Annotated in this window: 20 protein-coding genes, 1 tRNA gene and 2 pseudogenes; 8 read left to right on the top strand and 15 right to left on the bottom strand. The window is 56.0% G+C overall.

The window, feature by feature from the left end; translation table 11 throughout:
- Positions 1-91: 91 nt before the first annotated feature.
- Together QZ869_RS21210 and QZ869_RS21205 are read left to right on the top strand one after the other, a co-directional pair.
- Positions 92-292, top strand: a complete 201-nt coding sequence (locus QZ869_RS21210; RefSeq protein ID WP_296107196.1) for a type II toxin-antitoxin system VapB family antitoxin — start codon at positions 92-94, stop codon at positions 290-292.
- Positions 289-672, top strand: a complete 384-nt coding sequence (locus QZ869_RS21205; protein ID WP_296107193.1) for a type II toxin-antitoxin system VapC family toxin — start codon at positions 289-291, stop codon at positions 670-672. Before QZ869_RS21210 ends, QZ869_RS21205 begins: the two co-directional genes overlap by 4 nt.
- A gap of 329 nt (positions 673-1001) precedes the next feature.
- Here the strand turns inward: QZ869_RS21205 and QZ869_RS21200 are convergent, their stop codons facing one another.
- From QZ869_RS21200 to QZ869_RS21170, 7 genes are all read right to left on the bottom strand, one after another.
- A complete protein-coding gene (locus QZ869_RS21200) occupies positions 1002-1781 on the bottom strand; it encodes an SDR family oxidoreductase (protein ID WP_296107190.1) in 780 nt (259 codons plus the stop codon).
- Between the two features lie 14 nt (positions 1782-1795).
- Positions 1796-2944 carry a galactonate dehydratase gene (gene dgoD, locus QZ869_RS21195; protein ID WP_296078030.1) on the bottom strand — a complete coding sequence of 383 codons (1149 nt, stop codon included), beginning with the start codon at positions 2942-2944 and terminating at the stop codon, positions 1796-1798.
- A gap of 13 nt (positions 2945-2957) precedes the next feature.
- A complete protein-coding gene (locus QZ869_RS21190; protein WP_296107188.1) occupies positions 2958-4583 on the bottom strand; it encodes a GMC family oxidoreductase in 1626 nt (541 codons plus the stop codon).
- Positions 4584-4604: 21 nt separating this feature from the next.
- Complete coding sequence (locus tag QZ869_RS21185) at positions 4605-5495, bottom strand: aldose 1-epimerase (protein ID WP_296107185.1); 891 nt, start codon at positions 5493-5495, stop codon at positions 4605-4607.
- A 7-nt stretch (positions 5496-5502) separates the two neighbouring features.
- Complete coding sequence (locus QZ869_RS21180) at positions 5503-6510, bottom strand: ABC transporter permease (RefSeq protein ID WP_296107181.1); 1008 nt, start codon at positions 6508-6510, stop codon at positions 5503-5505.
- Positions 6511-6523: 13 nt separating this feature from the next.
- The gene (locus QZ869_RS21175) at positions 6524-8050 is read right to left on the bottom strand and encodes a sugar ABC transporter ATP-binding protein (protein ID WP_296107180.1); all 1527 of its coding nucleotides are present in this window, start codon (positions 8048-8050) and stop codon (positions 6524-6526) included.
- 88 nt (positions 8051-8138) lie between these two features.
- Positions 8139-9110: a substrate-binding domain-containing protein gene (locus QZ869_RS21170; RefSeq protein ID WP_296107177.1), complete on the bottom strand. Its 972-nt coding sequence runs from the start codon at positions 9108-9110 to the stop codon at positions 8139-8141.
- A 176-nt stretch (positions 9111-9286) separates the two neighbouring features.
- Between QZ869_RS21170 and QZ869_RS21165 the strand changes: the two genes are divergently transcribed.
- From QZ869_RS21165 to araH, 4 genes are all read left to right on the top strand, one after another.
- Positions 9287-10060: a FadR/GntR family transcriptional regulator gene (locus tag QZ869_RS21165; protein ID WP_296077510.1), complete on the top strand. Its 774-nt coding sequence runs from the start codon at positions 9287-9289 to the stop codon at positions 10058-10060.
- Between the two features lie 99 nt (positions 10061-10159).
- Positions 10160-11140 (top strand): arabinose ABC transporter substrate-binding protein, encoded by a 981-nt coding sequence (locus QZ869_RS21160; RefSeq protein WP_296107175.1) that lies wholly within the window; start codon positions 10160-10162, stop codon positions 11138-11140.
- A gap of 69 nt (positions 11141-11209) precedes the next feature.
- On the top strand, positions 11210-12715 hold the full coding sequence (araG, locus tag QZ869_RS21155) for an L-arabinose ABC transporter ATP-binding protein AraG (RefSeq protein ID WP_296107172.1): 1506 nt from the start codon (positions 11210-11212) through the stop codon (positions 12713-12715).
- A gap of 17 nt (positions 12716-12732) precedes the next feature.
- On the top strand, positions 12733-13686 hold the full coding sequence (gene araH, locus QZ869_RS21150; RefSeq protein WP_296107169.1) for an L-arabinose ABC transporter permease AraH: 954 nt from the start codon (positions 12733-12735) through the stop codon (positions 13684-13686).
- 63 nt (positions 13687-13749) lie between these two features.
- Here araH and QZ869_RS21145 read toward each other — a convergent pair whose 3' ends face one another.
- From QZ869_RS21145 to QZ869_RS21120, 6 genes are all read right to left on the bottom strand, one after another.
- Positions 13750-14904, bottom strand: coding sequence for a mandelate racemase/muconate lactonizing enzyme family protein (locus tag QZ869_RS21145; RefSeq protein ID WP_296107167.1), 1155 nt, complete (start codon positions 14902-14904; stop codon positions 13750-13752).
- Between the two features lie 14 nt (positions 14905-14918).
- Positions 14919-16127, bottom strand: a complete 1209-nt coding sequence (gene manD, locus QZ869_RS21140; protein ID WP_296107165.1) for a D-mannonate dehydratase ManD — start codon at positions 16125-16127, stop codon at positions 14919-14921.
- A gap of 12 nt (positions 16128-16139) precedes the next feature.
- Complete coding sequence (locus QZ869_RS21135) at positions 16140-17831, bottom strand: ABC transporter ATP-binding protein (protein ID WP_296107163.1); 1692 nt, start codon at positions 17829-17831, stop codon at positions 16140-16142.
- On the bottom strand, positions 17831-18979 hold the full coding sequence (locus QZ869_RS21130; RefSeq protein WP_062426922.1) for an ABC transporter permease: 1149 nt from the start codon (positions 18977-18979) through the stop codon (positions 17831-17833). Before QZ869_RS21130 ends, QZ869_RS21135 begins: the two co-directional genes overlap by 1 nt.
- A complete protein-coding gene (locus tag QZ869_RS21125; RefSeq protein ID WP_062426921.1) occupies positions 18976-19962 on the bottom strand; it encodes an ABC transporter permease in 987 nt (328 codons plus the stop codon). The genes QZ869_RS21130 and QZ869_RS21125 overlap by 4 nt, the downstream gene beginning before the upstream one ends.
- A 72-nt stretch (positions 19963-20034) precedes the next feature.
- Positions 20035-21975 (bottom strand): ABC transporter substrate-binding protein, encoded by a 1941-nt coding sequence (locus QZ869_RS21120; RefSeq protein WP_296107161.1) that lies wholly within the window; start codon positions 21973-21975, stop codon positions 20035-20037.
- Between the two features lie 168 nt (positions 21976-22143).
- Here QZ869_RS21120 and QZ869_RS21115 point away from each other — a divergent pair, with 168 nt between their 5' ends.
- Together QZ869_RS21115 and QZ869_RS21110 are read left to right on the top strand one after the other, a co-directional pair.
- Positions 22144-22830, top strand: a complete 687-nt coding sequence (locus tag QZ869_RS21115; RefSeq protein ID WP_296107158.1) for a GntR family transcriptional regulator — start codon at positions 22144-22146, stop codon at positions 22828-22830.
- 248 nt (positions 22831-23078) lie between these two features.
- Positions 23079-23324, top strand: a pseudogene (locus QZ869_RS21110) (SOS response-associated peptidase); the annotation flags it as partial.
- Between the two features lie 103 nt (positions 23325-23427).
- On the opposite strand, the pseudogene QZ869_RS21105 reads toward QZ869_RS21110, so the two are convergent.
- Both QZ869_RS21105 and QZ869_RS21100 read right to left on the bottom strand, forming a co-directional pair.
- Positions 23428-24440 (bottom strand): annotated as a pseudogene (locus QZ869_RS21105) (IS3 family transposase); the annotation flags it as partial.
- 119 nt (positions 24441-24559) lie between these two features.
- Positions 24560-24636 (bottom strand) — tRNA-Met (locus tag QZ869_RS21100).
- Between the last annotated feature and the right edge of the window lie 150 nt (positions 24637-24786).

Below are 24786 nucleotides of genomic sequence, written 5' to 3'. Positions count from 1 at the left end.
AGCTGCAATAAGCAGGGAAAAAGCGCGCTTGATGGGCGTAGATTTCAGCACCAATTGGTGCTATTTGCATATAAACGTTTTGGAGCTAGTTATGCGATCGACCATCAATCTCGACGACAGCCTTATGGAAAGAGCCAAGTCCCTAACGGGCACGAAGGAAACAGCGGCTCTTGTGCGTCAAGCACTAGAAACTTTGGTGCGAGTCGAGTCTGGCAAGCGGCTAATCGCTCTTGGAGGCACTATGCCTGAGGCTGAGGCAGCGCCTCGTCGCCGGAGCGAAGCGGGAAAGTGATCCTTGTCGACAGTTCAATCTGGATCGATCACTTCCGACACGTAAACCAAGAGCTAGTCAAAATCATCGGAGATGATCAGTTGCTTTGCCACCCTTTCGTTGTAGGTGAACTGGCCTTGGGTAGTCTGCGAGAACGGGATGCGGTATTAGCGTTTCTCACAGCTCAGCGTGGAGCAGTAGTTGCAACCCATGCGGAGGTTATGACGGTCATTGATCGCCATTCGATATTCAGCATGGGGATCGGCTATACTGATGCACACTTGTTGACTTCAACTCTCTTGGACCGGCGATCCAGCTTGTGGACGAGAGATAAGCGCCTAGCGGCAGCGGCTCGAAAGGTTGGCGCGGCGCTTTATCCATCTCCGCATAGTCCTCATTAGAAATAAAGTTACGAACCCTTGAGTGAAACTCCTGCTCTTGGTAGGAATCGGACCACCTGCAGAGCCGACGGCTCATCGAGCGGTGGAGCAGTCTCCAACAACGGGAGAGTTCAAACATATTCACTGGACTATCTGTAATCTAGGTCAGTAGGTTCTCTACATACCTCGACAGGCGTCGTGACTGAATACATCGGCTCTAAATGCAACAACCTGCGGCAGAAGCCCGCGGGTCTCACTTTAGATCTAAAGCGTTGCCTAACGGCCAAGGAGTGTGATTTGCACGACCTTCGCTCGCGTTTAGTCTCATAGACTTGACGAGCACGTGGAAGTCAATTTGAATGCTGCTGGACGCTTAAGCCCCCATCGATGGTGAGGCATGTTGCATTCATAAACGGACATTCGTCAGACACCATGAAGACGGCAGCCATCGCGATTTCTTCAGGGGTTGCGATGCGCCCGCCGGGATGCAACTTCATCGTCGCGGCTTCGGCAGCGACGGGATCAGGGAAGCTGTTCCAGTAGTCGATGACCTTTTGTGTCGCGACATAGCCAGGTGCCAACGCATTCACCCGGATATTCTTCGGCGCATATTCAATACCCAGCGATTTCGTCATTCCCAACAACGCATGCTTTGCCAGCGGATACGGGAAGGTATGTGGAATAATGGTGAAGGCGTGGGTGGATGCAATGTTCAGCACCACGCCGCCCCCCATTTCGATCATTCCTGGAAGCACGGCCTTGCAGCAGTTCCATGCGCCCTTGAGATTCACGTCAAAGCAGCGCTGCCACTCTTCGTCGCTCGTCTGCAAGGGCTCAGCAAAAACGTTGACGCCCGCATTGTTGACGAGCGCGTTGATTGGGCCGACTTCCTCCGCTGCTTGTGCCACGGCAGAAGCGATCGCCTTCGTATCCGTTATGTCGGCAGCCATCCAGCCGAACTGGCCGCCGCTTTCCTTCAGTACTTCAGCCTCTCTATTCAAGAGAGAGGCATCGCGGTCGATAAGAAACAAAGCAGCATCTTCGTGCAGAAATGCCTTGGCAAGCGCAAGGCCAATGCCCTGCGCAGCACCCGTAATGAAAATGCGTTTTCCTGAAAGTCTTGCCGTCATGGCGTTTTCCTCCCTCACCACTCAGCAAAGCTGCCATCTTCATGACGCCAGATCGGGTTGCGCCACCGGTGGCCTTCCTTGGCACGCTCGATGACGTATGCCTCGTCGATCTCGATCCCGAGACCCAATCCCTGCGGTATGGACACGAAGCCGTCTGCGTATTGGAACACGTCCTTGTTGGAAAGGTAGTCCAGAACGTCATTGCTCTTGTTGTAGTGAATACCGAGGCTCTGTTCCTGAATGAAGGCGTTGTAGGCGACCGCGTCCAACTGTAGGCAGGCCGCGAGTGCAATCGGTCCAAGAGGGCAATGCGGTGCCAGCGCCACATCATAGGCCTCTGCCATGGCCGCGATTTTGCGGCATTCGGTGATGCCACCGGCATGTGATAGGTCGGGCTGGATGATATCGACGAAGCCGTCCGCCAGAACCGATTTGAAATCCCAGCGCGAGTAGAGACGCTCACCCAGCGCAATCGGCGTCGAGGTGTGGTTTGCGATTTCCTTCAGCGCTTCGCGGTTTTCGGAGAGAACCGGCTCTTCGATGAACATTAGCTTGTAAGGTTCAAGCTCCTTTGCGAGAACCTTGGCCATGGGACGATGGACGCGGCCATGGAAATCAACACCGATGCCGATATGCGGGCCAACGGCTTCACGAATGATGGCAATGGTTTCAACGGCCTTTTCCACTTTCTCATTGGTGTCAACGATCTGCATTTCCTCGCAGCCGTTAAGCTTAATGGCCTTGAAACCGCGTGCCACCACGTCCTTAGCATTCTGTGCCACATCCGACGGACGGTCGCCGCCGATCCAGGAATAGACCTTGATCCGGTCACGGAGCTGTCCACCAAGAAGCGAGTGAACCGGCTGGCCAAGTGCTTTGCCCTTTATGTCCCAAAGCGCCTGATCGATGCCCGCCAGCGCCGACATGTGCACTGCGCCACCACGATAAAAGCCGCCGCGATAAAGCACAGTCCAGTGATCTTCGATCAGGAACGGGTCCTTGCCGATCAGATAATCGGCCATTTCCTGCACGGCAGCCTCAACGGTCAGCGCACGGCCTTCAACAACCGGCTCTCCCCAGCCGACGATGCCTTCATCAGTTTCGACCTTGAGGAAAAGCCAGCGCGGCGGAACGATGTAGGTGGTTAGCTTAGTAATCTTCATGAGATTAATCCAATCAGGAAAGAATAAGATCCGCTGCCTTCCCTGCCGCGGCATAAACGGCTGCGTTGGTATTACCGCTAACAATGGTTGGCATGAGCGATGCATCGATGACCCGCAGGCCACGCGTTCCGCGTACATTCAGCTTGGTGTCCAGCACCGCGTCCGGGTCGCCGTCATGGCCCATTTTGCATGTGCCAACAGGGTGGTATCCGGTCTTGACCGTGCGCTTGCAATGGGCTGCAATCGCCTCATCGCTGGTCACTTCTGCACCCGGGAAGATTTCCTTGTCGATAAGGTCACGCATCGGGGATGCCGCCAGCACCTGACGCGCGAAACGGAAGCCAGCCATGGTCAGCTTCAAGTCATCGGGGTGGCCGAATATCTGCGTGTCGACAATCGGATTGGCGAAGGGATCGCTGGAGGAAAGCGTGACGGAGCCGCGTGCTTTTGGGCGCAGCAGCAGCGAGTTGATCGTTACGCCATCGCCCGGATCGGTGCCCATCACATCGCGGTCGAGATAGACGGTCGGGACGCAGAACATCTGGATCGTTGGACGGTCATTGTTTCCATCCGGGTCGTAGAAAGCGCAGGTTTCCACGCCGGTGGTCGAAGCTGGACCGGACTTGAACATCAGATATTGCAATCCGGCCTTGATCATCGGCCAGCCACGGTCCTGCTTGTAATACCCAAACGCGCCCTTCGTCGTGGCGACGACCGGGCATTCATAGTGATCCTGAAGATTCTTGCCCACGCCCTGAAGCGCGAGTTTCGTGGCGATGCCATGCTGCTTGAGATGTTCTTCCGGTCCGATACCGGAAATCATCAACAGCTTCGGCGTCTGGTAAGCGCCCGCTGCCAGAATTACTTCAACGCCTGCTTCCGCAGTCTTGCGCGCCCCACCCTGAACATAGTCCACGGCGACCACCCGGTCGCCGTCCATACGGATGCGGGTCACGGTCGCGCCGGTCTCGATGGTCAGCTTCGGATTGTTCATAACCGGTGCCAAGAAAGCATCGACCGCGCTGGAGCGCTTGCGCGTCTTCCAGTCTATCGTGTGCTGCATGAAGCCGACGCCAAACTGATCCGCACCGTTGAAATCAGGATTATAGGGAATGCCCATGCCCTGGAGGGTTTTGACGTAAGTGCGCGTCATCGGGCTGGTGTGGCCGAGATGCGAAATCTTCAGCGGCCCGCCGACACCGTGAAATTCACCTCCCAGATGGTCGTTGTTTTCCTGCGCCTTGAAGTAGGGCAGAAGGTCTTTGTATGACCATGAGCCATCATTGTTAGAGCCGGGCGCTGTGACGAGCTCGTTCCACAGATCGAAATCCGCTGCCTGTCCGCGCATATAGACCATGGCATTGACAGTGCTTCCACCGCCCAAAACCTTACCCTGCGGCACGATGGGGCCCCGACCGCCCAGTTGTGGCTGCGGCTTTGTCTGATGCATGGCAAGGTATGTATCCTTCGCCAGAAACTTCATGTAGCCGGCAGGGATATGCATGATCGGATTGGCCTTATCCGGTCCACGTTCCAGCAACAACACGCGCGCACCAGACGTCACAAGACGCGCAGCCACGACGCATGCTGAACTGCCGCCGCCGACGATGATGTAGTCGAACCCATGGCTATCGGCCATTTCCAAACTCCGCATGCATGCTCATAAACTCCGCGGCTCAAGCGTAATACTGCCCGCTAGTTTCTCACCGAATGCCAGCACTTTAAGGTCTCCCAAATCCGGCAGATTATGCCCGTTTGCAAGGTGCGACATGGGTTCGAAACAGAAATAATCGCGATCGAAAGAAGAATCGAAAGCAGTGTCGGACACGAAGACGAAGGCGTGTCTGAATATCGGATCGGCGGTCAATCTCAACTGGGTAAAACGCTCCGGCCAGACGATGGTCGCTTCGCCGGACCATCCCTCATAGCCGTTGTTGACCCAGCGTTCCGGTAGTGGAGCAGGCTCGCTGAAATCGAGGTCGGCAGGGATCTCGGTTCTTTCACCCGGCAACCAGCCCTCGATTTCGGTCCAGAAATGATCGGCGCGCGCTTGCAGGGTCGTCATTGGCGTCAGCGGAAAATAGGGATGCCAGCCAAGTCCGAAGGGCAGTGGGCGCTCTCCCATATTTTCCACGGAAAGGCTCAACGACAAACGATCATCCTCAAGCGTAAATGTCTCCACTGCCCGATAACGATAGGGCGTGGAATGTCCGTCACAGATGAAACTCATTTCAACGGATGCCGGTGTGCTTTTGCCCACCGACCATTCGGCCTGCCAGCCTTCACCGTGCAGGTAATGCGGGTCCCACCCCGTGTTGGGCGTCAGCGTGTACGTTCTGCCATCGAACCCGAAGCTGTTGCCCTTGACGCGGTTGCCAAATGGCACCAGCGGATAGCAGGAGGAACCGAGCGCATCCGAATCACTCGATTTCGCGGGCCGAAACAGTGGCACACGACCAGCATCGGTGTCTTTCCAGAAGCCGAGTATGATGCCGCCTTTTGTTGAGAGACTCAGCGAGAGCTGGCCGGATTTCAGATCAATAACAGCCATGCAGCACTCATCCCTTATTGCGCGACAGGCTGCGCTTGATCGCCTGAATATTGGCAAGCACCGCGATGACGATGATAAGACCGCGAACAACCTGTTGGAAAAACGGGTTGATGCCGAGCAGAACCAGACCGTTACCGATGAGCGTAATCACCAGCACGCCGAGCAGCGTTCCCAGCATCGAGCCACGGCCACCGGAAAGCGCCGTACCGCCGACAACGACTGCAGCGATCACATCGAACTCGAGACCGTTCGCCGCCGTGGCATTGCCCGAGCCAAGGCGGGACACCAGCAGAATACCGGAAATGGCTGCCATCGCGCCGCCGATGGCAAAAAGAGCCACGCGAATGCGCGCGACATTGATACCGCTGAGGAAAGCCGCATGGGCATTGCCACCCACGGCGAAAACCGAGCGACCGAAGGCGGTCTTGCGGCTGACGAAAGCGAAGGCTGCAAACAGCACCAGCATGATGATCGCGGCTGGAGGAATGCCGAGGACTGAGCGGTCCAGCGCATCCAGCATATCATTGCGACCAATGGACACCGGCAGGGCATCGGTAACGAACAGCGCCGTGCCGCGCAGGGCGCTCCACATGCCAAGCGTCGCGACGAAGGAAGGCACATCGAAATAAGCGCGCAGAATGCCGGAAATGGAACCGAGCAGCGCGCCAAGTACGATGGCCAGCACGAAGGCTGCGGGCGTGGGCACGCCCCATTGCAAAAGGAATGCTAGTTCCACGGAAATGAAGGCGACCATCGGACCGACGCTCACATCGATCTCACCTGCGATGATTATGAGCGTGACTGCCCATGCAGCAATTCCGATTGTCGCCGCGTCACGCAGGATATTCACCTGATTGTTGAAGGACATGAAGCCCGGCGCGGTGGATGAGAAGATGACGTAGAGGACGACGATGGCAAAGAACAGGCTAAGCTCGTTCATATGCTTCGACAGGGTGAATCCCCGCTTTGATGCCCGCTTTGAAACGGCCGTTTTGGTAGTTTGATCGAGCGACATTGTCTTGCCTCCCTCAATGTCCGGAAATGCAGGCAGCCATCAAGGTGTCCTGATCGATGTTTGGTGATTTGAACTCTTCGCGCAACGCGCCATCGCGCAGAACCAGCGCGCGGTCGCAGACGAGTGGCAGTTCCTCTATTTCGCTGGAAACGAAAATGATGCTTCGGCCTTCTGCCGCGAGCTGGCGGATGATGGCGTAGATTTGCGCTTTCGCCTCGATATCCACGCCGCGCGTCGGCTCGTCGAGAAGAAGAACGCGACTTCCGGCATAGACCCAGCGACCGATGACGACCTTTTGCTGGTTTCCGCCCGAAAGCGTGCCAATCGGCGTATCGGTACTTGCCGTCTTGATGTGCAGGCGCTCGATGATATCCCGCGTCGCCTGCGCCATGCGGCTGCCCGAAAGGACGCCGTTACGGCTGACGCCGGAGAAATTCGTAGCAAGCGTGTTTTCATCCACGCCGAGAAGCGGCACGATGCCCTCCTCCTTGCGGCTTTCCGGCGTATAGCCGAAACCTGCATCAACCATCTGCTTGTAACCGGCGGACTTGACAGAGCGGCCGTCCACCAGCACATCGCCGCTATCGAAATCGCGCACGCCCATGATGGCTTGCAGCAGTTCCGTGCGGCCAGCGCCGAGCAGACCCGCGATGCCCAGCACCTCCCCCTTACGAAGCAAGAAAGAGATGGCGGAAAGCTTTGGCGCAAGCGCCAGATCGCGCACCTGCAGAACCACCTCCGAAGAGGCGTGACTTTCCAACTCTGCCGCCTGTGAAGCCTCGGAGCCGAGCATCAACCGGACAATCTCGCGCGTATCGGCACCTCTCACGTCGACGGTGGCGATGATCCGTCCATCGCGCATGATGGTGGCGGAATGCGCAATCTGGCGAATTTCATTCATGCGGTGGCTGACATAGATAACCGCGATTCCTTGTGCGGCAACCCTCGTCACCGCGGCCATCACCTTTTCCGCTTCGGCGGCGGCCAGCGAGCTTGTCGGTTCGTCGAGAATGACTATCTTTGGCCGCCCAATCATGGCGCGAGCGATCTCAAGCAACTGCCGCTCCGCAGGACTCAAGCCCGTCACGAGACGATCCGGCGGCAGATTGAGGCCAAGGCTTGCCATGGCTTCCGCCGCTTCTGCCTCCATGGCTGCATATTGAATGACACCGCCCTTGCGCGGCCAGCGTCCGAGAAACAGGTTTTCGGCAAGCGTCATGCCCGGAACAAGGCTGAGTTCCTGATAAACGACGCGTACGCCTTTCTGAAAGGATTCCTGCGCACGGGCGGAGCCGTGAGAGGTAAGTTCGGCGTCGCCGATCATGACGGTCCCGATGTCGGGTGTTTCAGCACCGGTCAGCATTCGGATCAGCGTGGATTTCCCCGCGCCGTTTTTGCCGAGCAGGGCTCTCACCTCGCCTGGCGCCACTTCGAATGTGGCATCGTCAAGAGCAAGCACGCCGGGATATTGCCGTGTGCAACCTCTTATCGAAGCGACGGTGGAGCCATCCGGCAAGCTGTTCTGGGAAGCAGATGTCATTGGGTCTTTCCATTGCTTTGGAGGCCGCCGGATACCCGGCGGCGCTACATGGCGCGCTCAAGCGGAGCCGCAGCGATGAGAAGGTCGATCAGGGAATGCCGTCGGCGTGGGCCTTCAGCCAGGCCTTGCCATCTTCGGACGACTTATAGAGATCGATATTGTAAGCGACCTTGATGCCTTCAGGCGGCTGGCCGTCGATGGACTTGATGGCCTGCGCGAGCGCAAGCTTGCCGAGACCTTGCCCGGAAATATCGACAACGGCCTTGATGACCGAGAAGTCGGAAAGTTCCTGCGCGATTTCCGTAGTCATGTCACCGCCGAAGACGACGACTTTGCCGACCTTGCCCTGGCTTTTCACAGCGCGGGCAGCACCCAGCGTCGCACCCCCGGCTTCACCGAAGAAAGCATCGATATCCGGGTTTGAAGACAACATGGTGCTGGCAACCGAAACCGCTTTATCGAGGACAGCGCCTTCCTGATTGGCGACGATCTGCGCACCCGGCACCTTGGCCTTCATCGCTTCTTCGAAGCCCTTGCGGCGCGTAACGCAGACTTCCACGAATTCGCAGTTCAGAACTGCGATTTTCGGCGCTTCCTTTTTCTGCGCGATGAAGTAGTCGGCAGCCGCGTCACCGAGCTTATGACCGAAATCGAAGGGATCGCCGACCGCATAGGCGGAGATATAATCCTTCATGTCCTTGTCGTTGAGGCAGGTGTTGTAGCAGACGACCGGAATACCGGCATCATGCGCTCGACGGATCGCGCGGTAGGAACCATCGGCAGACACCGGCGATACAATGATGGCTTGAACGCCAGCAGAAATCAGGGAGTCGATAAAGGAAGATTCCTTGCTGACGTCTCCCTGCGCATTGGTTTCGACAATATCGAGCTTGCGACCAGCTTCCGACGCACCGATCTGGATGCCCTTGCGCACGCCGGCATAAAAGCCCTGTGCGTCCATATAGATCGCGCCAACCTTTAGATTTTCCTGCGCCGACAAGGTTGCGACACTGCCCAAAAGAACAGCTGCAACGATACCTATGTGCTTGGTGATTTTCATCGGTTCCTCCCCCATGACGAGTTTTATGGCGACCTATTGTCTTGAGGTCGCTATGCCGGGACATTATCATTAGTCCCACACATGTCAATTTCTGTACGATTTATTTTCGATTTGATGCGGAGTATTTGTTCATTCATACTACCCATTCGGAGATCGAACGGCAGGGGACGAGAATTATGGAGCAGTTTCTAACGCACCAGGGGGAGCCGATTGCCCAGCAGGGTAAGCGGGGTGTTCGGGAGGCCCTCTTGCGCCGACTGGTGGAATTGATTGTATCCGGCACTTTCGCAGAGAACGCGACATTGCCCAATGAAATCGATATGACCGAGCAATTCGGCGTCAGCCGCACAAGTCTGCGAGAAGCAATGCAGTATCTCTCGGCGCTTGGCATGGTCCGATCACGCACACGGGCTGGCACCATCGTTTTGCCGCGAGAAAACTGGAACTATCTCGATCCCATCGTGCTCGACGTGATGTTGACGGTTGGCGGCGACGAGAGCTTTTACTCGTCACTGATAGATGCGCGCCAACTGCTGGAACCGGCAGCTGCGGCGCAGGCTGCAGCCAACGCCAATGCTCGGCAGCTCTATCTTATTTCCCAAGCATTCGAAGACATGGTGGAGGCGAATTCGCGCGACAATGAAGCCTGGAGCCGCGCCGATCTGGAGTTCCACACTGCCATCATTAATGCCAGCGGAAACTGGGTCTTCCGACAATTTGCAAGCGCCATCCGTGCCGCATTGCTCGCCAGCTTCCGGCTGACAAATCGCGAAAGCCAGTCTCATGAGCAAGCGATCCTGACCCATCAGAACGTACTGGAAGCCATTCGAATGAAGCGACCGGAGGCCGCCCGCCATTCCATGGAACAGCTGATCGGCGTTGCAAGATCCGAAATGACCGATGCCCTTAGAAAGACCCGCAAACCGGGCGAGCTGATCAAAGGTGCATAGAAAAATAAAATCATACATATAATATTGACTGGTATGATTTTTGAAGAATAATGAAGAAAGACCGCGGGAGGCACGCGGGGTCGAAGGGAGAGATAAGACATGCGTTCATTGAAGGCTATCATCATGGCTAGCGCCATTGCGCTGACCGCCAACGCTGCATTTGCGGCCGATGTTAAAATCGGCTTCGTCGTGAAGCAGGCGGAAGAGCCGTGGTTCCAGGACGAGTGGAAATTCGCCGAACAGGCCGCCAAGGAAAAGGGCTTTGCGCTGGTCAAGATCGGCGCTGAAGACGGCGAAAAGGTTCAGTCGGCCATCGACAATCTCGGCGCACAGGGCGCACAGGGTTTCATTATCTGCGTACCCGACGTGAAGCTCGGTCCCGGCATCGTTGCCAAGGCAACTGCCAACGACCTGAAGCTGATGACGGTTGATGACCGCCTGGTCGGCGCGGATGGCAAGCCGCTGGAAGACGTGCCCCATATGGGAATTTCCGCAATCAAGATCGGTGAAACGGTCGGTCAGTCGATTGCCGCAGAAATCAAGAAGCGCGGCTGGGACATGAAGGACGTGGGCGCAATTCGCGTTTCCTACGACCAGCTTCCAACAGCGGTAGACCGTGTGGAAGGCGCGATTACTGCGCTGAAAGCAGCGGGCTTCCCTGCCGAAAACATCTATGACGCACCGCAGGCAAAGACCGATACGGAAGCTGCCCTCAACGCAGCGACCACTGTTCTCAACAAGCATTCCAACATCAAGCACTGGATCGCTTTCGGCCTGAACGACGAAGCTGTACTTGGTGCGGTACGTGCGTCCGAATCCGTCGGCATTTCCGCTGACAATATGATCGGCGTCGGCATCGGTGGCGCGGAATCTGCGATCAACGAGTTCAAGAAGCCTTCTGCTACCGGCTTCTACGGCACAGTCATCATCTCGCCGAAGCGTCATGGCTATGAAACCGCGCTCAACATGTATGAGTGGATTGCCAATAACAAGGAGCCGGAGAAGCTGATCCTGACATCCGGTTCGCTTGCTGTTCGCGGCGACTACGAAAAAGTTCGCGCCGACCTCGGCATCGAATAAGCCAGAACCTCTGCATTGACCACCGGCGGCCACTGCCGCCGGCTATTCTTTGTAAAGTCAGGGGCGATGATGGCTTTTCTTGAGTTCAACGACATATCCAAAGCCTATCCCGGCGTGCAGGCATTATCCGGTGTCTCATTCGCCGTTGAAAAGGGTGCCGTCCACGGCCTGATGGGTGAAAATGGCGCGGGCAAATCCACCCTTATACGCATTCTCTCCGGCGATCAGTCCTCCGATACTGGCGGCATCGTGATCAACGGCGAAAAGCAGTCCTACCGTTCGGTTCGCGATGCTTTCGACGCTGGCGTGGTCGTCATCCATCAAGAATTACAGCTGGTTCCCGAACTGACCGTGGCGGAAAATCTCTGGCTTGGACGTTTCCCCGGCAAGGCAGGCGTTATCGATAGCCGCACGCTTGTCGAAACGGTAGGGACAAAACTTCAGGAAATCGGCATCGCTGTCGATCCGAATGCTAAGGTCGCCACCCTTTCTATCGGCGAGCGGCAAATGGTAGAAATCGCCAAAGCCGTCATGCTGGATGCGCGCGTCATTGCGCTGGACGAGCCGACATCCTCCCTCTCTTCACGAGAAAGCGAAATCCTGTTTTCGCTGATTGAGAAACTGAAAGCGAACGGCACCATCATCCTTTACGTGTCGCATCGGCTGGATGAGATCTTCCGGCTTTGCGACAGCCTGACGGTCCTGCGCGATGGGAAGCTGGCTGCGCATCACCTCGACATCAAGAACACGACACGCGACCAGATTATTTCGGAAATGGTTGGCCGCGAGATCAGCAATATCTGGGGCTGGCGAGAGCGCCCCCTCGGAGAGGTGCGACTGGAGGTCAAAAATCTTTCCGGTCCAAAGCTGCGCACGCCCGTCAATTTCACCGTTCGAAAGGGCGAAATTCTCGGCTTCTTCGGCCTGATCGGAGCTGGCCGAAGCGAAATGACAAGGCTGCTTTATGGTGCAGACCATCGCCAGCAAGGCTCCATCACCATCGACGGCGTAGCCGTGGCTCCCGACAGCCCCAAGGCGGCAATTACCGCTGGAATGGTGCTTTGCCCGGAAGATCGAAAATACGATGGCATCATTCAGGGTCGCTCGATCGAGGAAAATATTGCCATTTCCTCGCGGCGGCACTTCTCACCTTTCGGCATAGTGAACCCGAAGAAAGAGGCATCCGTCGCGGAACAGTTCATCGCCAAGCTGCGGGTGCGGACGCCCTCGCGCAAGCAGGACATCATCAACCTTTCCGGCGGTAACCAACAGAAGGTCATTCTTGGCCGCTGGCTCTCCGAACAGGGCGTGAAGGTGCTGGTCATCGATGAGCCGACCCGCGGCATCGATGTTGGTGCGAAGTCGGAAATCTACGAAATCCTTTATGAGCTTGCCGCAGGCGGCACGGCGATCATTGTCATCTCCAGCGAACTCCCGGAAGTCATGGGCATTTCAGACCGCATGATGGTCATGTGCCAGGGCCGAGTTGCAGCCGATATTCCGCGCTCGGATTTCGATGAACGTACCATTCTGACCGCAGCCCTGCCCGACAAGAACCTCGCTTGCACCGTCTAATTTCAGGAACCTGATCAATGACCTCTCTGAAGAAAATTCTGCTCGGCGAACAGGGTCTCGTCTTCATCTTCGCCATAGCTTTCGTCATCGTCTCTCTGTCCGTGCCGAACTTTCTGACAGAGCGCAACATGCTGGGCCTACTGCAATCGGTCGTCACCATTGGCATCGTTTCATGCACCATGATGTTCTGCCTTGCATCGCGGGACTTCGACCTTTCGGTCGGCTCAACAGTGGCATTTTCAGGCATGATCGCCGTCATGGTCTCGAACGCCTCCGGATCTATTATTCTCGGATTGCTGGGTGCCTTGATCTGCGGCAGCATTGTCGGCTTCGTGAACGGCGTCGTCATTGCGAAATTCCGCATCAATGCGCTGATCACGACACTTGCCACGATGCAGATCGTGCGCGGTCTGGCGTTGATTTCCTCGGATGGCCGTGCAGTCGGCATCAATGATCCTGATTTCTACCAGCTTGCACTGTCACGCGTCTTCACCATCCCGACGCCGATTTGGATCATGGTCGCGTTGTTCATCGTCTTCGGTTTCGTGCTGAACCGCACGGTCTTCGGCAAGAACACGCTGGCTATCGGCGGCAACCCGGAAGCATCCCGTCTGGCAGGCGTCAATGTCGTCAGAATGCGCATCTGGATATTTGCGCTTCAGGGCCTGGTCTGCGGCATTGCTGGTATTCTTCTCGCTTCGCGCATCACCTCCGGCCAGCCCAACGCGGCAACGGGGCTTGAGCTTTCGGTGATTTCTGCCTGCGTTCTCGGCGGCGTTTCGCTTGCTGGTGGCCGCGCCACCATGACCGGCGTCATCGTCGGCGTCCTCATCATGGGCATTGCCGAAAACGTCATGAACCTGCTCAATATTCAGGCCTTTTACCAATATGTCGTGCGCGGCATCATTCTGCTCATCGCTGTTCTCCTCGACAATATGCGATCGTCAGCGGCGGGACGAGGTCGATTTTAGCCGTGGCCGCCTTACGTTGATATGAACCACAGTGCCTCTAATTCACGTTGGCAAAGACCCAGCTCACCAATTCGTAACAGATCCATCGCGTCGCTTTAGATGCGGTGCCTCCCAGAACTCGAAACTCTGTTTTGCCAAGAGCTCCTCGTTGACCTCGACCCCGAGGCCCGGAGCATCTGAAACAGGGTAAACCGCGCCTTCCAATCGTGGTTGCGTCGAAAAGAAGTCTGAATTATCGAAACCCAGATGGGTTTCTGCTGGGCTGGCACGGGTTTCCAGCCAGGAGAAGTTAGCGACTGCCGCACAGAAATGGATGGTCGCAGCCGTGCAGATCGGCCCTAGCGGATTGTGCGGCATCATATCGACGTAATGAGTTTCACTCCATGCGGCGACCTTCATGGATTCAGTCAATCCACCGACATTACAGACATCAAGCCGATTGAACTGGTGGATATCCCGCTCGATGTAGGGCTGGAACTGCCATTTCGATGAAAACTCCTCGCCGATGGCGAAGGGAACATCGGTCAATCGCCGCAAGGCTTCATAAGCGCCCGGAGACTCGTCGCGAATGGGCTCCTCAAGGAAGTCGAGCGTGCCCGATGGCATTTTCTGACAGAAACTGGCGGCTTCCGCCACCGTCAGCCGGTGATGGTAATCAATGCCGAGCACGACATCGTCTCCGAGTTCTTCACGCGCCTTCACCAGCCATTTAGCGGTTGTGGCAATGTGTTCGCGTGGCTCATAAATCTGCCTTTCTTCATGGCCTGCGGGAGAAAGGCGCAGCGCCGTCCAACCGTGTTCAACTAGCATCTTGGCCTGATCGATCATTTCAGGGCCGGGTGCGGCAAAGGTTGTGGCGAAGGTTGGGATATGATCGCGCTGTTTGCCGCCGAGTAGATCATAGACTGGCACGCCGAGCGCCTTGCCCTTGATATCGTGAAGCGCGATATCGATGGCGGAAACGGCGGCCTGAAGGACGCGCCCGCCTTCGAAATACTGGCTGCGGTACATTTCCTGCCACAGTGAGCCGATCTTGAAAGGATCGCGCCCTCGCAGGAATTCAGCATAGTGCTCAAGTGCGCCAACGACCGCTTTCTCACGGCCTGAAAGACCGCTTTCGCCCCAGCCGAAAATGCCTTCGTCGGTCTCTATTTTTACCAGTAGTTGGTTACGGATGCCCACCTTGACCGCATAGGTTTTTATCGCAGTAATTTTCATGTCTCTCTCCTGCCCTACCAGTGCCACAGGGTGCCGTCCTCAAGACGGTTCACCGGCAGGTAGGCGCGCCGGTAGGGGTACTTTGCCGCAAGTCCTTCATCGATATCGACACCGTGACCGATTGCCTCGCCGGGATGCAGGTAGCCATCCTTGAGGCTCCATGCGCCGGGAAAAACTTCCAAAATTTCCGGCAGATAACCCGAGTATTCCTGAATGCCAAAATTCGGCACCCAGAGATCGAGGTGCAGATTGGCACCGAGGCAAACCGGCGACATGTCCATAGCGCCGTGGCAGGCGGTCCGCACATTGTACACGCTGGCAAAATCCATAATCCGTCGTAGCGCAGTCACACCGCCTGCATGCACACAGGTTGTGCGAATATAGTCGATCAACTGCTCTTCCATCAAAAGGCGAGCATCCCAGATCGTGTTGAACACTTCGCCGACGGCAAGCGGTGTCGTGGTATGCTTGCGGATCAGACGGAACCCTTCTTGGTGTTCGGCCGCAACCGTGTCTTCCAGCCAGAAAAGCCGGGCGAATTCCAGATCCTTGCCGACTCGCGCGGCTTCGATAGGTGTCAGCCTGTGGTGGACATCGTGCAGAAGCTCAATGTCCCAGCCATGGGCTTCACGAACGGCTTCAAAAAGCCTGGGGATGTGGCGCATATATTTAGACGTGGACCACATTTCCTCATGCGGCACTGCGTCATCTTCAGCATTGTTGGTAACCGATTTCGCGCCGGTGCCGTAGACATCCGGCAGGCCGGGTATTCCACATTGTACGCGAATGGCTTTGTAGCCTTCGTCCTTGCGGCGACCGACAGCCTCGACGGCTTCTGCTATATCGCGACCTTGTGCGTGGGTGTAGCATAGAACCTTTTCACGACTGGCACCACCGAGCAGCTGGTACAGCGGCATATTGGCGGCTTTTGCCTTGATGTCCCAAAGTGCGGTGTCGATACCGGCAATCGCGGCCATCGTCACAGGACCGCGACGCCAGTAAGCGCCCTTATAAAAATACTGCCAGATATCCTCAATGCGGGATGGATCGCGCCCGATCAGCAGCGGTGCAATATGGTCTTCGAGATAGGAAGCAACAGCCTTTTCCCGACCATTCAGCGTTGCATCGCCAACACCTGTCAAACCCTCATCCGTGAAGATTTTGACGGTAACGAAATTGCGCCCTGGAGAGCAGACGATGACTTTGACCTGAGTAATTTTCATGACGAATTCCGTTTATTGAGCAGTTTGGCCATCGGCGTAGCGAAAGCGCTTTTGGATGCGGCGATCACGCGGATCGGGATGGGGAATGGCGGAAAGAAGTGCGCGTGTGTAATCATGGGCAGGATGATTGACGACCTGATCGGTCTCACCTTCTTCCACGATCCGGCCGCGATACATAACGGCTACGCGGTCGCACATGTAACGAATGACGGACATATCGTGAGAGATGAAGACATACGACAAGCCGAGTTCGTCCTGAAGCTTCATCATCAGGTCCAGAACCTGTGAACGCAGCGATACGTCCAGCGCCGATGTCGCTTCATCGGCAACGATCAGGCGAGGCTTGACGGCAATGGCGCGGGCAATGCCAATGCGCTGGCGCTGGCCACCGGAAAAGGCATGCGGGTAACGCTCCCGCCATGCCGGTTCCAGCCCCACTTGCTGCATCAGTTCAGCGACGCGGTCATCCAGCTCTTTCCCTTTCATGCCCGCCAGTTTCAATGGCTCCGCAATGATCTGACCGACTGTTTTGCGCGGGCTGAGGGAGCCGACCGGATCCTGAAAGATCATGCGGACTTCACGGCGGATATTCTTCAATTCGCTTTTGTTGGAAGAACACAGGTCAATAATATTGCCGTCCGGTCGGCGATAGTTGATTTCGCCTTCCTGCGGGTCATAAATGCGCAGCAGGCAGCGGCCCATCGTAGTTTTGCCGGAACCGGATTCACCGACGATGCCGAGGGTTTCGCCGGGGCGTACCGTCAGGGATACGCCGTTCACGGCTTTAAGGCCGGATGGAAATTGCAGCGACAGATTTTTGACTTCCACCAGTGCAGGCGTATCAGGCTTGATTGGCGGACGGGAAAGCCGGACTTCGGCTTTCTTTTCCAGCTTTACAACAGAACCGATCAGGGCGCGGGTGTAATCGTTCTGCGGGGCATGGAATATCTTGTCGACCAGACCATGTTCCATGACCTTGCCGCGATACATCACTAGCACCTCGTCGGCGATTTCGGCAACGACGCCCATATCGTGAGTGATGAACAGCACCGCCATGCCGTGGCTCTGTTGCAGCTTCTTGATGAGGTCGAGAATTTCCGCCTGTGTCGTGACGTCGAGTGCCGTTGTCGGTTCGTCAGCGATGAGGACGGACGGCTTACACGCGAGTGCCATGGCAATCATCACGCGCTGGCGCATGCCACCGGAAAATTCGAAGGTGTAGCGGTCGATCGCGGTTTCCGGCCGCGGTATTTCCACCTGCCGCAGAAGTTCGAGAACGCGTTCGCGTCTTTCCTTTTTAGGCGTGCCAAAGTGAATTCGCAGCGCTTCACCAATCTGCTCACCAATCCGGTGGACGGGCGAGAGCGAGCTCGTCGGTTCCTGGAAGATCATGGCAATTTCCTTGCCACGAACATCACGGATTTCCTTGCCACGCGGGTCAAGCTTGGCGAGATCAACCGCATTGCCTTCCCGTTTTGCAAGGATGATAGAGCCGCTTTCGATACGGCCCGGTCTATCTACGATTTGCAGGATCGAACGCGCTGTCACTGACTTTCCCGAGCCGGATTCCCCGACAACGCATAGCGTCCGACCGCGCTTCAACTCGAACGAAACGCCATCGACTGCCTTGAATACGCCCGTGCGGGTGGGGAAGTAGGTTTTCAGGTCTTCGACCTTGAGGATTGTGTCACTTGTCATGGTCATCACACCGACTCGTATGGGTCTGCGGCATCACGCAGGCCATCGCCAAGGAAATTGAGGGAAAGAACGGCGATGACAATTGCCGCCGCAGGCGTGAATAGCAGCCACGGCGCCTGCGCAACCGCACGAATATTCTGTGCTTCCTGAAGCAGCACGCCCCAGGAGATGATTGGCGGCTGAAGCCCGATGCCGAGGAAGGACAGAGCCGTTTCGGCAAGGATCATCGTCGGGATCGCCAGCGTGACGGTCGCAATAATGTGGCTCATGAAAGACGGCACAAGGTGATTGAAAATGATGCCGATTTCGCTCATGCCGTCAAGACGTGCGGCGGTAACGAAATCCTCATGGCGAAGCGACAGGAATTTGCCGCGCACCTCTCGTGCAAGGCTCGTCCAGCCAATGAGCGACACGATGAGGGTGATGACGAAGTAAGTACGAAGCGGTGGCCATCCAACGGGAATGGCTGCCGCCAACCCCATCCACAACGGAATGGTTGGAATAGAGCGTAGAAGCTCAATCGCGCGCTGTATGAATAGATCAACCCATCCGCCAAAGAAGCCGGAAATGCCGCCAATCGTCACGCCCAGAATAAGGCTCATGAACACGCCGACGAGACCGATGGAGAGCGAGATGCGTGCGCCGTGTACCACACGCGAAAAGATATCGCGGCCCAGTCGGTCAGCACCCAAAATGTAGAGACTGTCGCCCGGCTTGGCATCGACCAGACCGAACAGCTTCGTCTGCATGGGAATAAAGCCAAGGAGGTCATAGCGTTGCGAAGGGACGAAGAAGCCGACGTGTAATGGCTTGGCGGGGTCCGGGGTAAACTCCCGCCGCATGGATTCCGTGTTCAGCGTCATCTTTAGCTGATCCACATGCGGCATGAACGAGCCATCGTGAAACAGCGAGATGCCTTGGGGTGGCGCATAGGTGAAGCGCGCATTAGTCGCGTTCGGATCGACCGGGGCGATGAAGTCCGCAAAGGCTGCGACGAGATACATGGCGCAGATCACAACAAGACTGACGAGCGCTATTTTGTGCTTCTTGAACTTCAGCCAGAACAGCTTCCATTGACCTGCAACGGCGATGTCCTTGCCATGAAGATGTATCGATGGCCCGGTATCAGCGGGTAGATGTGTGATATCTGTCATTGGAGGCGTATCCGTGGATCGGTAAGCGCGAGCAGGATGTCGGAAATCAATGTCCCGAGGATCGTCAGAACCGAGATCAGAAGGATCAGCGACCCTGCGAGATACATGTCCTGAGCAAGAAGGGCGCGAAGCAGCAACGGCCCGGTGGTCGGCAGGCTCATCACCACTGACACGATGATTTCACCGGAGATGACCGCGGGCAAAATCCAGCCGAGTGTCGAGATCAGCGGATTGAGGGCCAGCCGCACGGGATAGCGGATCAGCAGTTCAAATTCCGACATGCCTTTGGCGCGCGCTGTCGTGACGTAGGGTTTGGATAGTTCATCCAGAAGATTGGCGCGCATGATGCGGACCAATGCTGCAAGAGAGCCAAGGCCGATGACGATGACCGGAAGCCAGACATGTTGGGCAAAATCCAGAAGCTTGGCAAAGCTCCAGGGCGCATCGATATAGGCGGGAGAAAACAGACCGCCGACGCTCTGGCCGAACCAGACCGACATCAGATACATGGCAGAAAGCGCCACGAGGAAGTCAGGTACGGCGAGAAAGAAAAATGCGAAGAAAGTGGCTGTGTAGTCGGAGATCGAATATTGGCGCACGGCGGACAGAATGCCGATGGGAATAGCGATGGCCCAGACAAAGCAAAGCGTCAGCAGCGAAAGCAACATCGAGAAACCGAGGCGGCTCCAAATCAGCTCCGTGACCGGTTTGCCAAGCTCGAACGACATTCCGAAATCACCACGGGTGACGATGCCGAACATCCACTTGTAATACTGGAAATACATCGGCTGATCGAGGCCGTAGCGTTCACGCATGGCAGCCACGGTTCCAGCCTCCACGGCACCGCCCTGGCTTGCCCAGTCAGCCATCAGGGTCGTGAGATAATCTCCCGGCGGCAGCTGGATAATGATGAACGCGATGATGGAGACGGCAAATAGTGTCGGGATCGCGAACACCAGCCGCTTGGCAATATATCGAAGCATGGAATTGGACCGTTCGATTGGATCGAAGGGGAGCCGGCAGTGGCATTCGCGCCACCGTCAGCGGGAGGAGCCTTATTCGGCCGACTTGTCGAAGTACCACTGTGTCAACGTAGGCGCCGGGTGCCACAGGTTTCCGGTGATCGGAATGCCATTGACGACATTTTTCAGGTTCTTGGAAACCATCATATATTTCGGCATCGGGCGCGAAATTCCGATATTCAGGAAGTTGTCGGCGGAAAGATTGAGGAACTCTTCCATCTTCGTCTTCCGGTCGGCATCATTGGCGGCAGCATTGACCTTGTCATAGGCCGCCATCAGCGCTTTCACCTCTTCGGGCGGTTCTTCTCCTGTTTCGTGATTGGCGTACCATTCAGCCCAGCGCACGGCAAAGAAGATGTCGGCCTTCTGGAACGGCATATAGCAACGTGGATCGGTATAGACTTCCGAAAGTCCGCCGACGCAGTTCCAGATGTAGGCGTCCTGCTCGTTTGCCGCCCACATTGTGTTCAGGCGTGCGCGGTCGGTCGTGCGAAGCTGGATGTCGATGCCGACATCCTTTGCATATTGCTGCACCATCTGCATGACATCAGGGTAGGAGAGACCGAAGACATCCGCCACCATGAAGTTGATGGTCAGGCGCTTGCCGCTCTCATCCAGACGATAACCTTCGCCGTCTTTTTTGGGCATCATCTTGTCGAGCATACCGTTGGCCGCTGCCGGATCGTACTCTGTGTACTGCATGGCTTCGCGCTCATTATACAACTCATGTTCAGGCTGAACGGCGACCTGCGCGGGCGTGCCCTGTCCCACATAAACCAGATCGATGATTTCTTGACGATTGATCGCATGGCTAAGAGCGATACGGAAATCCTTGTTTTGGAACAGCTTCTTCTTCGCCGGATCGGTGGAGTTGAGGTTGAGCAGAATGGTGGCGTCGTTTGCGGGCAGGTCCTTCACATCTACGAATTTGTAATTACCGCTTTCCTGCCCGTCGAAGAGGACAGACTTGAAGGTGGAATTGTTGATGTGACGGAAAGCAAAATCGAATTCACCCGATGTCATTTTAAGAGCCATCAACTGCGGGTCATCAAGCTTTGCCCATGTGATGCCGTCGATGTACGGCAACTGGTTGCCGTCGGTGTCGACCTTCCAGTAATAAGGGTTACGCTTGGCGACAACACGTTCGCTATCCGCATAAGGCACGGTCAGAACCCATGGGTTCATTGTCGGCAGTTCAAGGTTCTGCCAGTAAACAGGCTGGAAAGTCAGCGAGACTTTCGAGTTGAACAATGCCACCCAGTCACCGGCGGCAGGGTTGGACTTCAGAAGCGCAGGGATGCCATCCTTGTTGTACTTCTCATGAAACTGGCTGAGATAATGCTTCGGATAGATGACCGGCGCATGGCCCTGGCCATAGGCCAGTTGCTGAATGAACAGACCATAAGGCGTTTCGAATTTGAATTCGACGGTCTGTTCATCGATCTTGCGAACCTTGACCGGCTTACCAGCTACCGTGAATGTCGGGCTTTTCGCTGGCGTCAGCGCGCTGTTCATGAATACGTCTTCGTACCAGAACATGATGTCATCGACTGTGAACGGCTGACCGTCGCTCCACTTCAAGCCCTTGCGCAGCTTGAATGTATAGGTGGTCGCATCGTCGGATGCGGTGAACTCTTCGGCCAGCGATGGCACGACCTTCTTCCACTGTGGATCCCAGCGAACGAGCAACTCGTTGGCGATGGTGCGAGTCAGGTTATACTGGTCACCGTTGGCAAGGATCGTCGTGCGCAAAGTGCCGCCGTATTTGCCGACGCCATCAATCATCGTTTCGACGAAAGGTTTCTCAGGTAGCCGTTCGTTGACGGCTGGAAGCTTGCCTGTCTTGACCTCCTCTTCAAGAGCAGGCGCCTGCTTGAAGTCCTGTGCGAAGGCCGGTGCGATCATCGCGCACACGAAAATTCCCAATAGCCCCGTCGAAACGACGAGGTCACGCAGCTTGCGCTGATAGCTCATGTAAAAACTCCTCCAGCTTTTGAGTGCCCGCTCCTCAGACACGTCCAGCAGTCTTCGCCGCTAAGATGGCGTGAAGTTTTCAGATCGTACATTATTTGTCAATAACGATGTGCGAAATAGAATTTTTCGCACTTGGCAGTCACGAGTTTTTTCGGTTAGTAGAACTCTATGAGCAAGATTGCCGAATTTAAGCGGGTGACGGAGGAGACAGATCTTGGCGAGGCCTCGATCTATGAACGGCTCCGTGACGACATCATTCAGGGCCGGTTTGTTGCCAATGAACGTCTTAAGGTTTCTGAACTCGCCGAACGGATGGGCACATCAACCAATCCCGTGAGAGAGGCGTTGCAGCAATTACGTGGCGAAGGCTTCGTCGTCATGATGCCAAACCGCGGCGCACGCGTGCGAACGATAGACGAAACTTTCGTGCGTGATATTTTTGAGATTGAGGTCCTGATCGAACCTGCTTTGACGCGATGGTTTGTTGGCCTTGCCACCAAGGCGGATCTTGACACCTTGGAAGACTTGCAGGCGCAGATGGAGATCCTGAATTTCGCCGATCAGCATGCTCATTCAAAACTCGACATGGCTTTCCATCAAGTCATGTACGACCGGCATTACAACCGCCATGCCGTCGATTTGTGGTGGCGACACCGCGAAATACTCTCCGCGATCAGCCGCCAGTTCCCGACCTCGCTTAGCCGCCAGACAAGCGTTGTGAACGAACACCGCGGATTAATTCAGTGCATCAAGAAGCAGGACGCTGATGGCGCAGCAGCGATCATTGCACAACACGTGGAGGGCTCTGGCCGTCATATCATCGAGCATATGCGTCTAATTAAACGACGAATGTGAGTTCATATTCTGACAAAATATTTGGCGCGAAGCTCGACGTACTTCCTCACCTTGAAGGGAGACGGACCTAAGACCCGTAATCTCGGCATCATTGAAATGATGTATGCATATGATTGTGCTGGAGACAGCCGATTTTGCGCCTCTCACGCGTAGACTGGATGAAACCTCGCTATCCCACGCATCACCCGCTAGATTGTCTTCTATAAGCTGGTCGAATTAGATGGCGTCGGATTTATGATCTTTATCGCATGGAAGACAAGGACTGGATCGCGAAATGGGCCCAGGATGCCGAAAGCCTGATCAATCTGATGCCGGCCTACCAGATGACCCCCGACCAGATGTGGCCGATTGCCCGCAACACGGCGAACGGAAAGAAGCAGCTCGTCCATGCCCACTGGGGGCTGCCATCACCGATTGTCGTCCAGAAGAAGGCTGCGGAAGCTCGAGCGGACAAACTGAGGGCCAAGGGTCAGGCAGTCGATATGGACGAGCTGACCTTGCCCCGAAGTTTTATCCAGTCTTTAGTTCGCTCCAGCGGTTTTTGAAGTGCTGCCCGATTTTGGGCCAGCCGGAACTGGAATTTTCCGTGGTTATGGCTCATGTCGGCGCTGGTGCCGATGAGCCGTTCGTGAGCGCGATCGGCACTTTGTTGCCGATTTCGCTGTGTGGCCGGAACTCATTATAGTCTCTACGCCAATCTTTCATCTTTGCCCGCGCGTCGTCAAGGCTCATGAACCAGTGAGCGTTCAGGCACTCGGCGCGGAACTTGCCATTAAAACTCTCTATGTAGCTGTTGTCGGTCGGTTTGCCTGGCCGCGAGAAGTCAAGTACGACGCCTTTGTGATAGGCCCAGAGGTCAAGGTCTCGGGAGATGAATTCGCTGCCATTATCCACACGTATGGTCGCCGGATATCCGATCTGTCGGCAGACCCGCTCCAATGTCTGAACGACATCCTCGCCTTTGTAGCTAAAGCGAGCATCCACCACTGGCGAGAAGCGAGAGAAGGTATCAACAACCGTCGGAACCCTGATCTTGCGACCAGTGGCCAGTTGGTCATGAACGAAATCCATCGCCCAAACATGGTTGGAATGGGTCGGCTCCGTGCGCTCAACCCGCAGCTTCGCCTTGACCCGGCGCTTGGGAACCTTGTTGCGAAGCTGGAGGTCCATCTCCTTGTAAAGACGATAGATTCGCTTCGGGTTCACAGACCAGCCTTCACGCTTGATAAGGATATGCACACGCCCGTAGCCGTAGCGTACCCGCGTCTGGCAGATGTCCTTGATCTTCAGCTTTAGCTCGGCCTGCTCACCACGCCTGGACTTGTAGACATAGAGCGACCGATCGACTTTCAACACTGAGAATGCACGCCGGATCGAAACCTTCCAATCCGCCTTGATCGTGTCGACAAGCTTGCGCTTGCGGGCAGGCCTCAAAGCTTTTTTGAAAGCACATCCTGCAGCAGGGCCTTGTCCAGCGACAGGTCGGCAACAATCCGCTTCAGCTTGGCATTCTCCTCCTCAAGCTGTCGTAGCCGCTTCATCTCCGAGGGCATCAGACCTGAGTATTTTTTGCGCCATTTGTAAAACGTCGCGTCCGAAATTCCCGCCTTATTTAACGGGGGCACGTCAGCGCTAGTTGGACAATTCAGCTTCTACGGCGCTCGGCGCAGGCCCAAACACAAAAAGCCCCAAGGCTTATGCCGAGGGGCTTTGTTGCATATTGTGTTTTTGGTTGCGGGGGCAGGATTTGAACCTGCGGCCTTCAGGTTATGAGCCTGACGAGCTACCGGGCTGCTCCACCCCGCGTTGATTTTGAGCGATGTCCGAGTGATTGCCCGGATGTTTTTGTTTTGCCGGTCCTCGGAAGCTTTGCTTCCTGCGGTTCGGCAGGGGCTGCTCGAGCCCTCGTTGACTTTGATCGACTTTGATGTCGAGTAAGCTTTAGAGGTGCAAAAG

The sequence above is a fragment of the uncultured Agrobacterium sp. genome (assembly GCF_913777885.1).
Classification (GTDB): Bacteria; Pseudomonadota; Alphaproteobacteria; order Rhizobiales; family Rhizobiaceae; genus Agrobacterium.
Note: the sequence above shows the minus strand (reverse complement) of the source record. Positions and strands in the feature narration are given on the sequence as shown.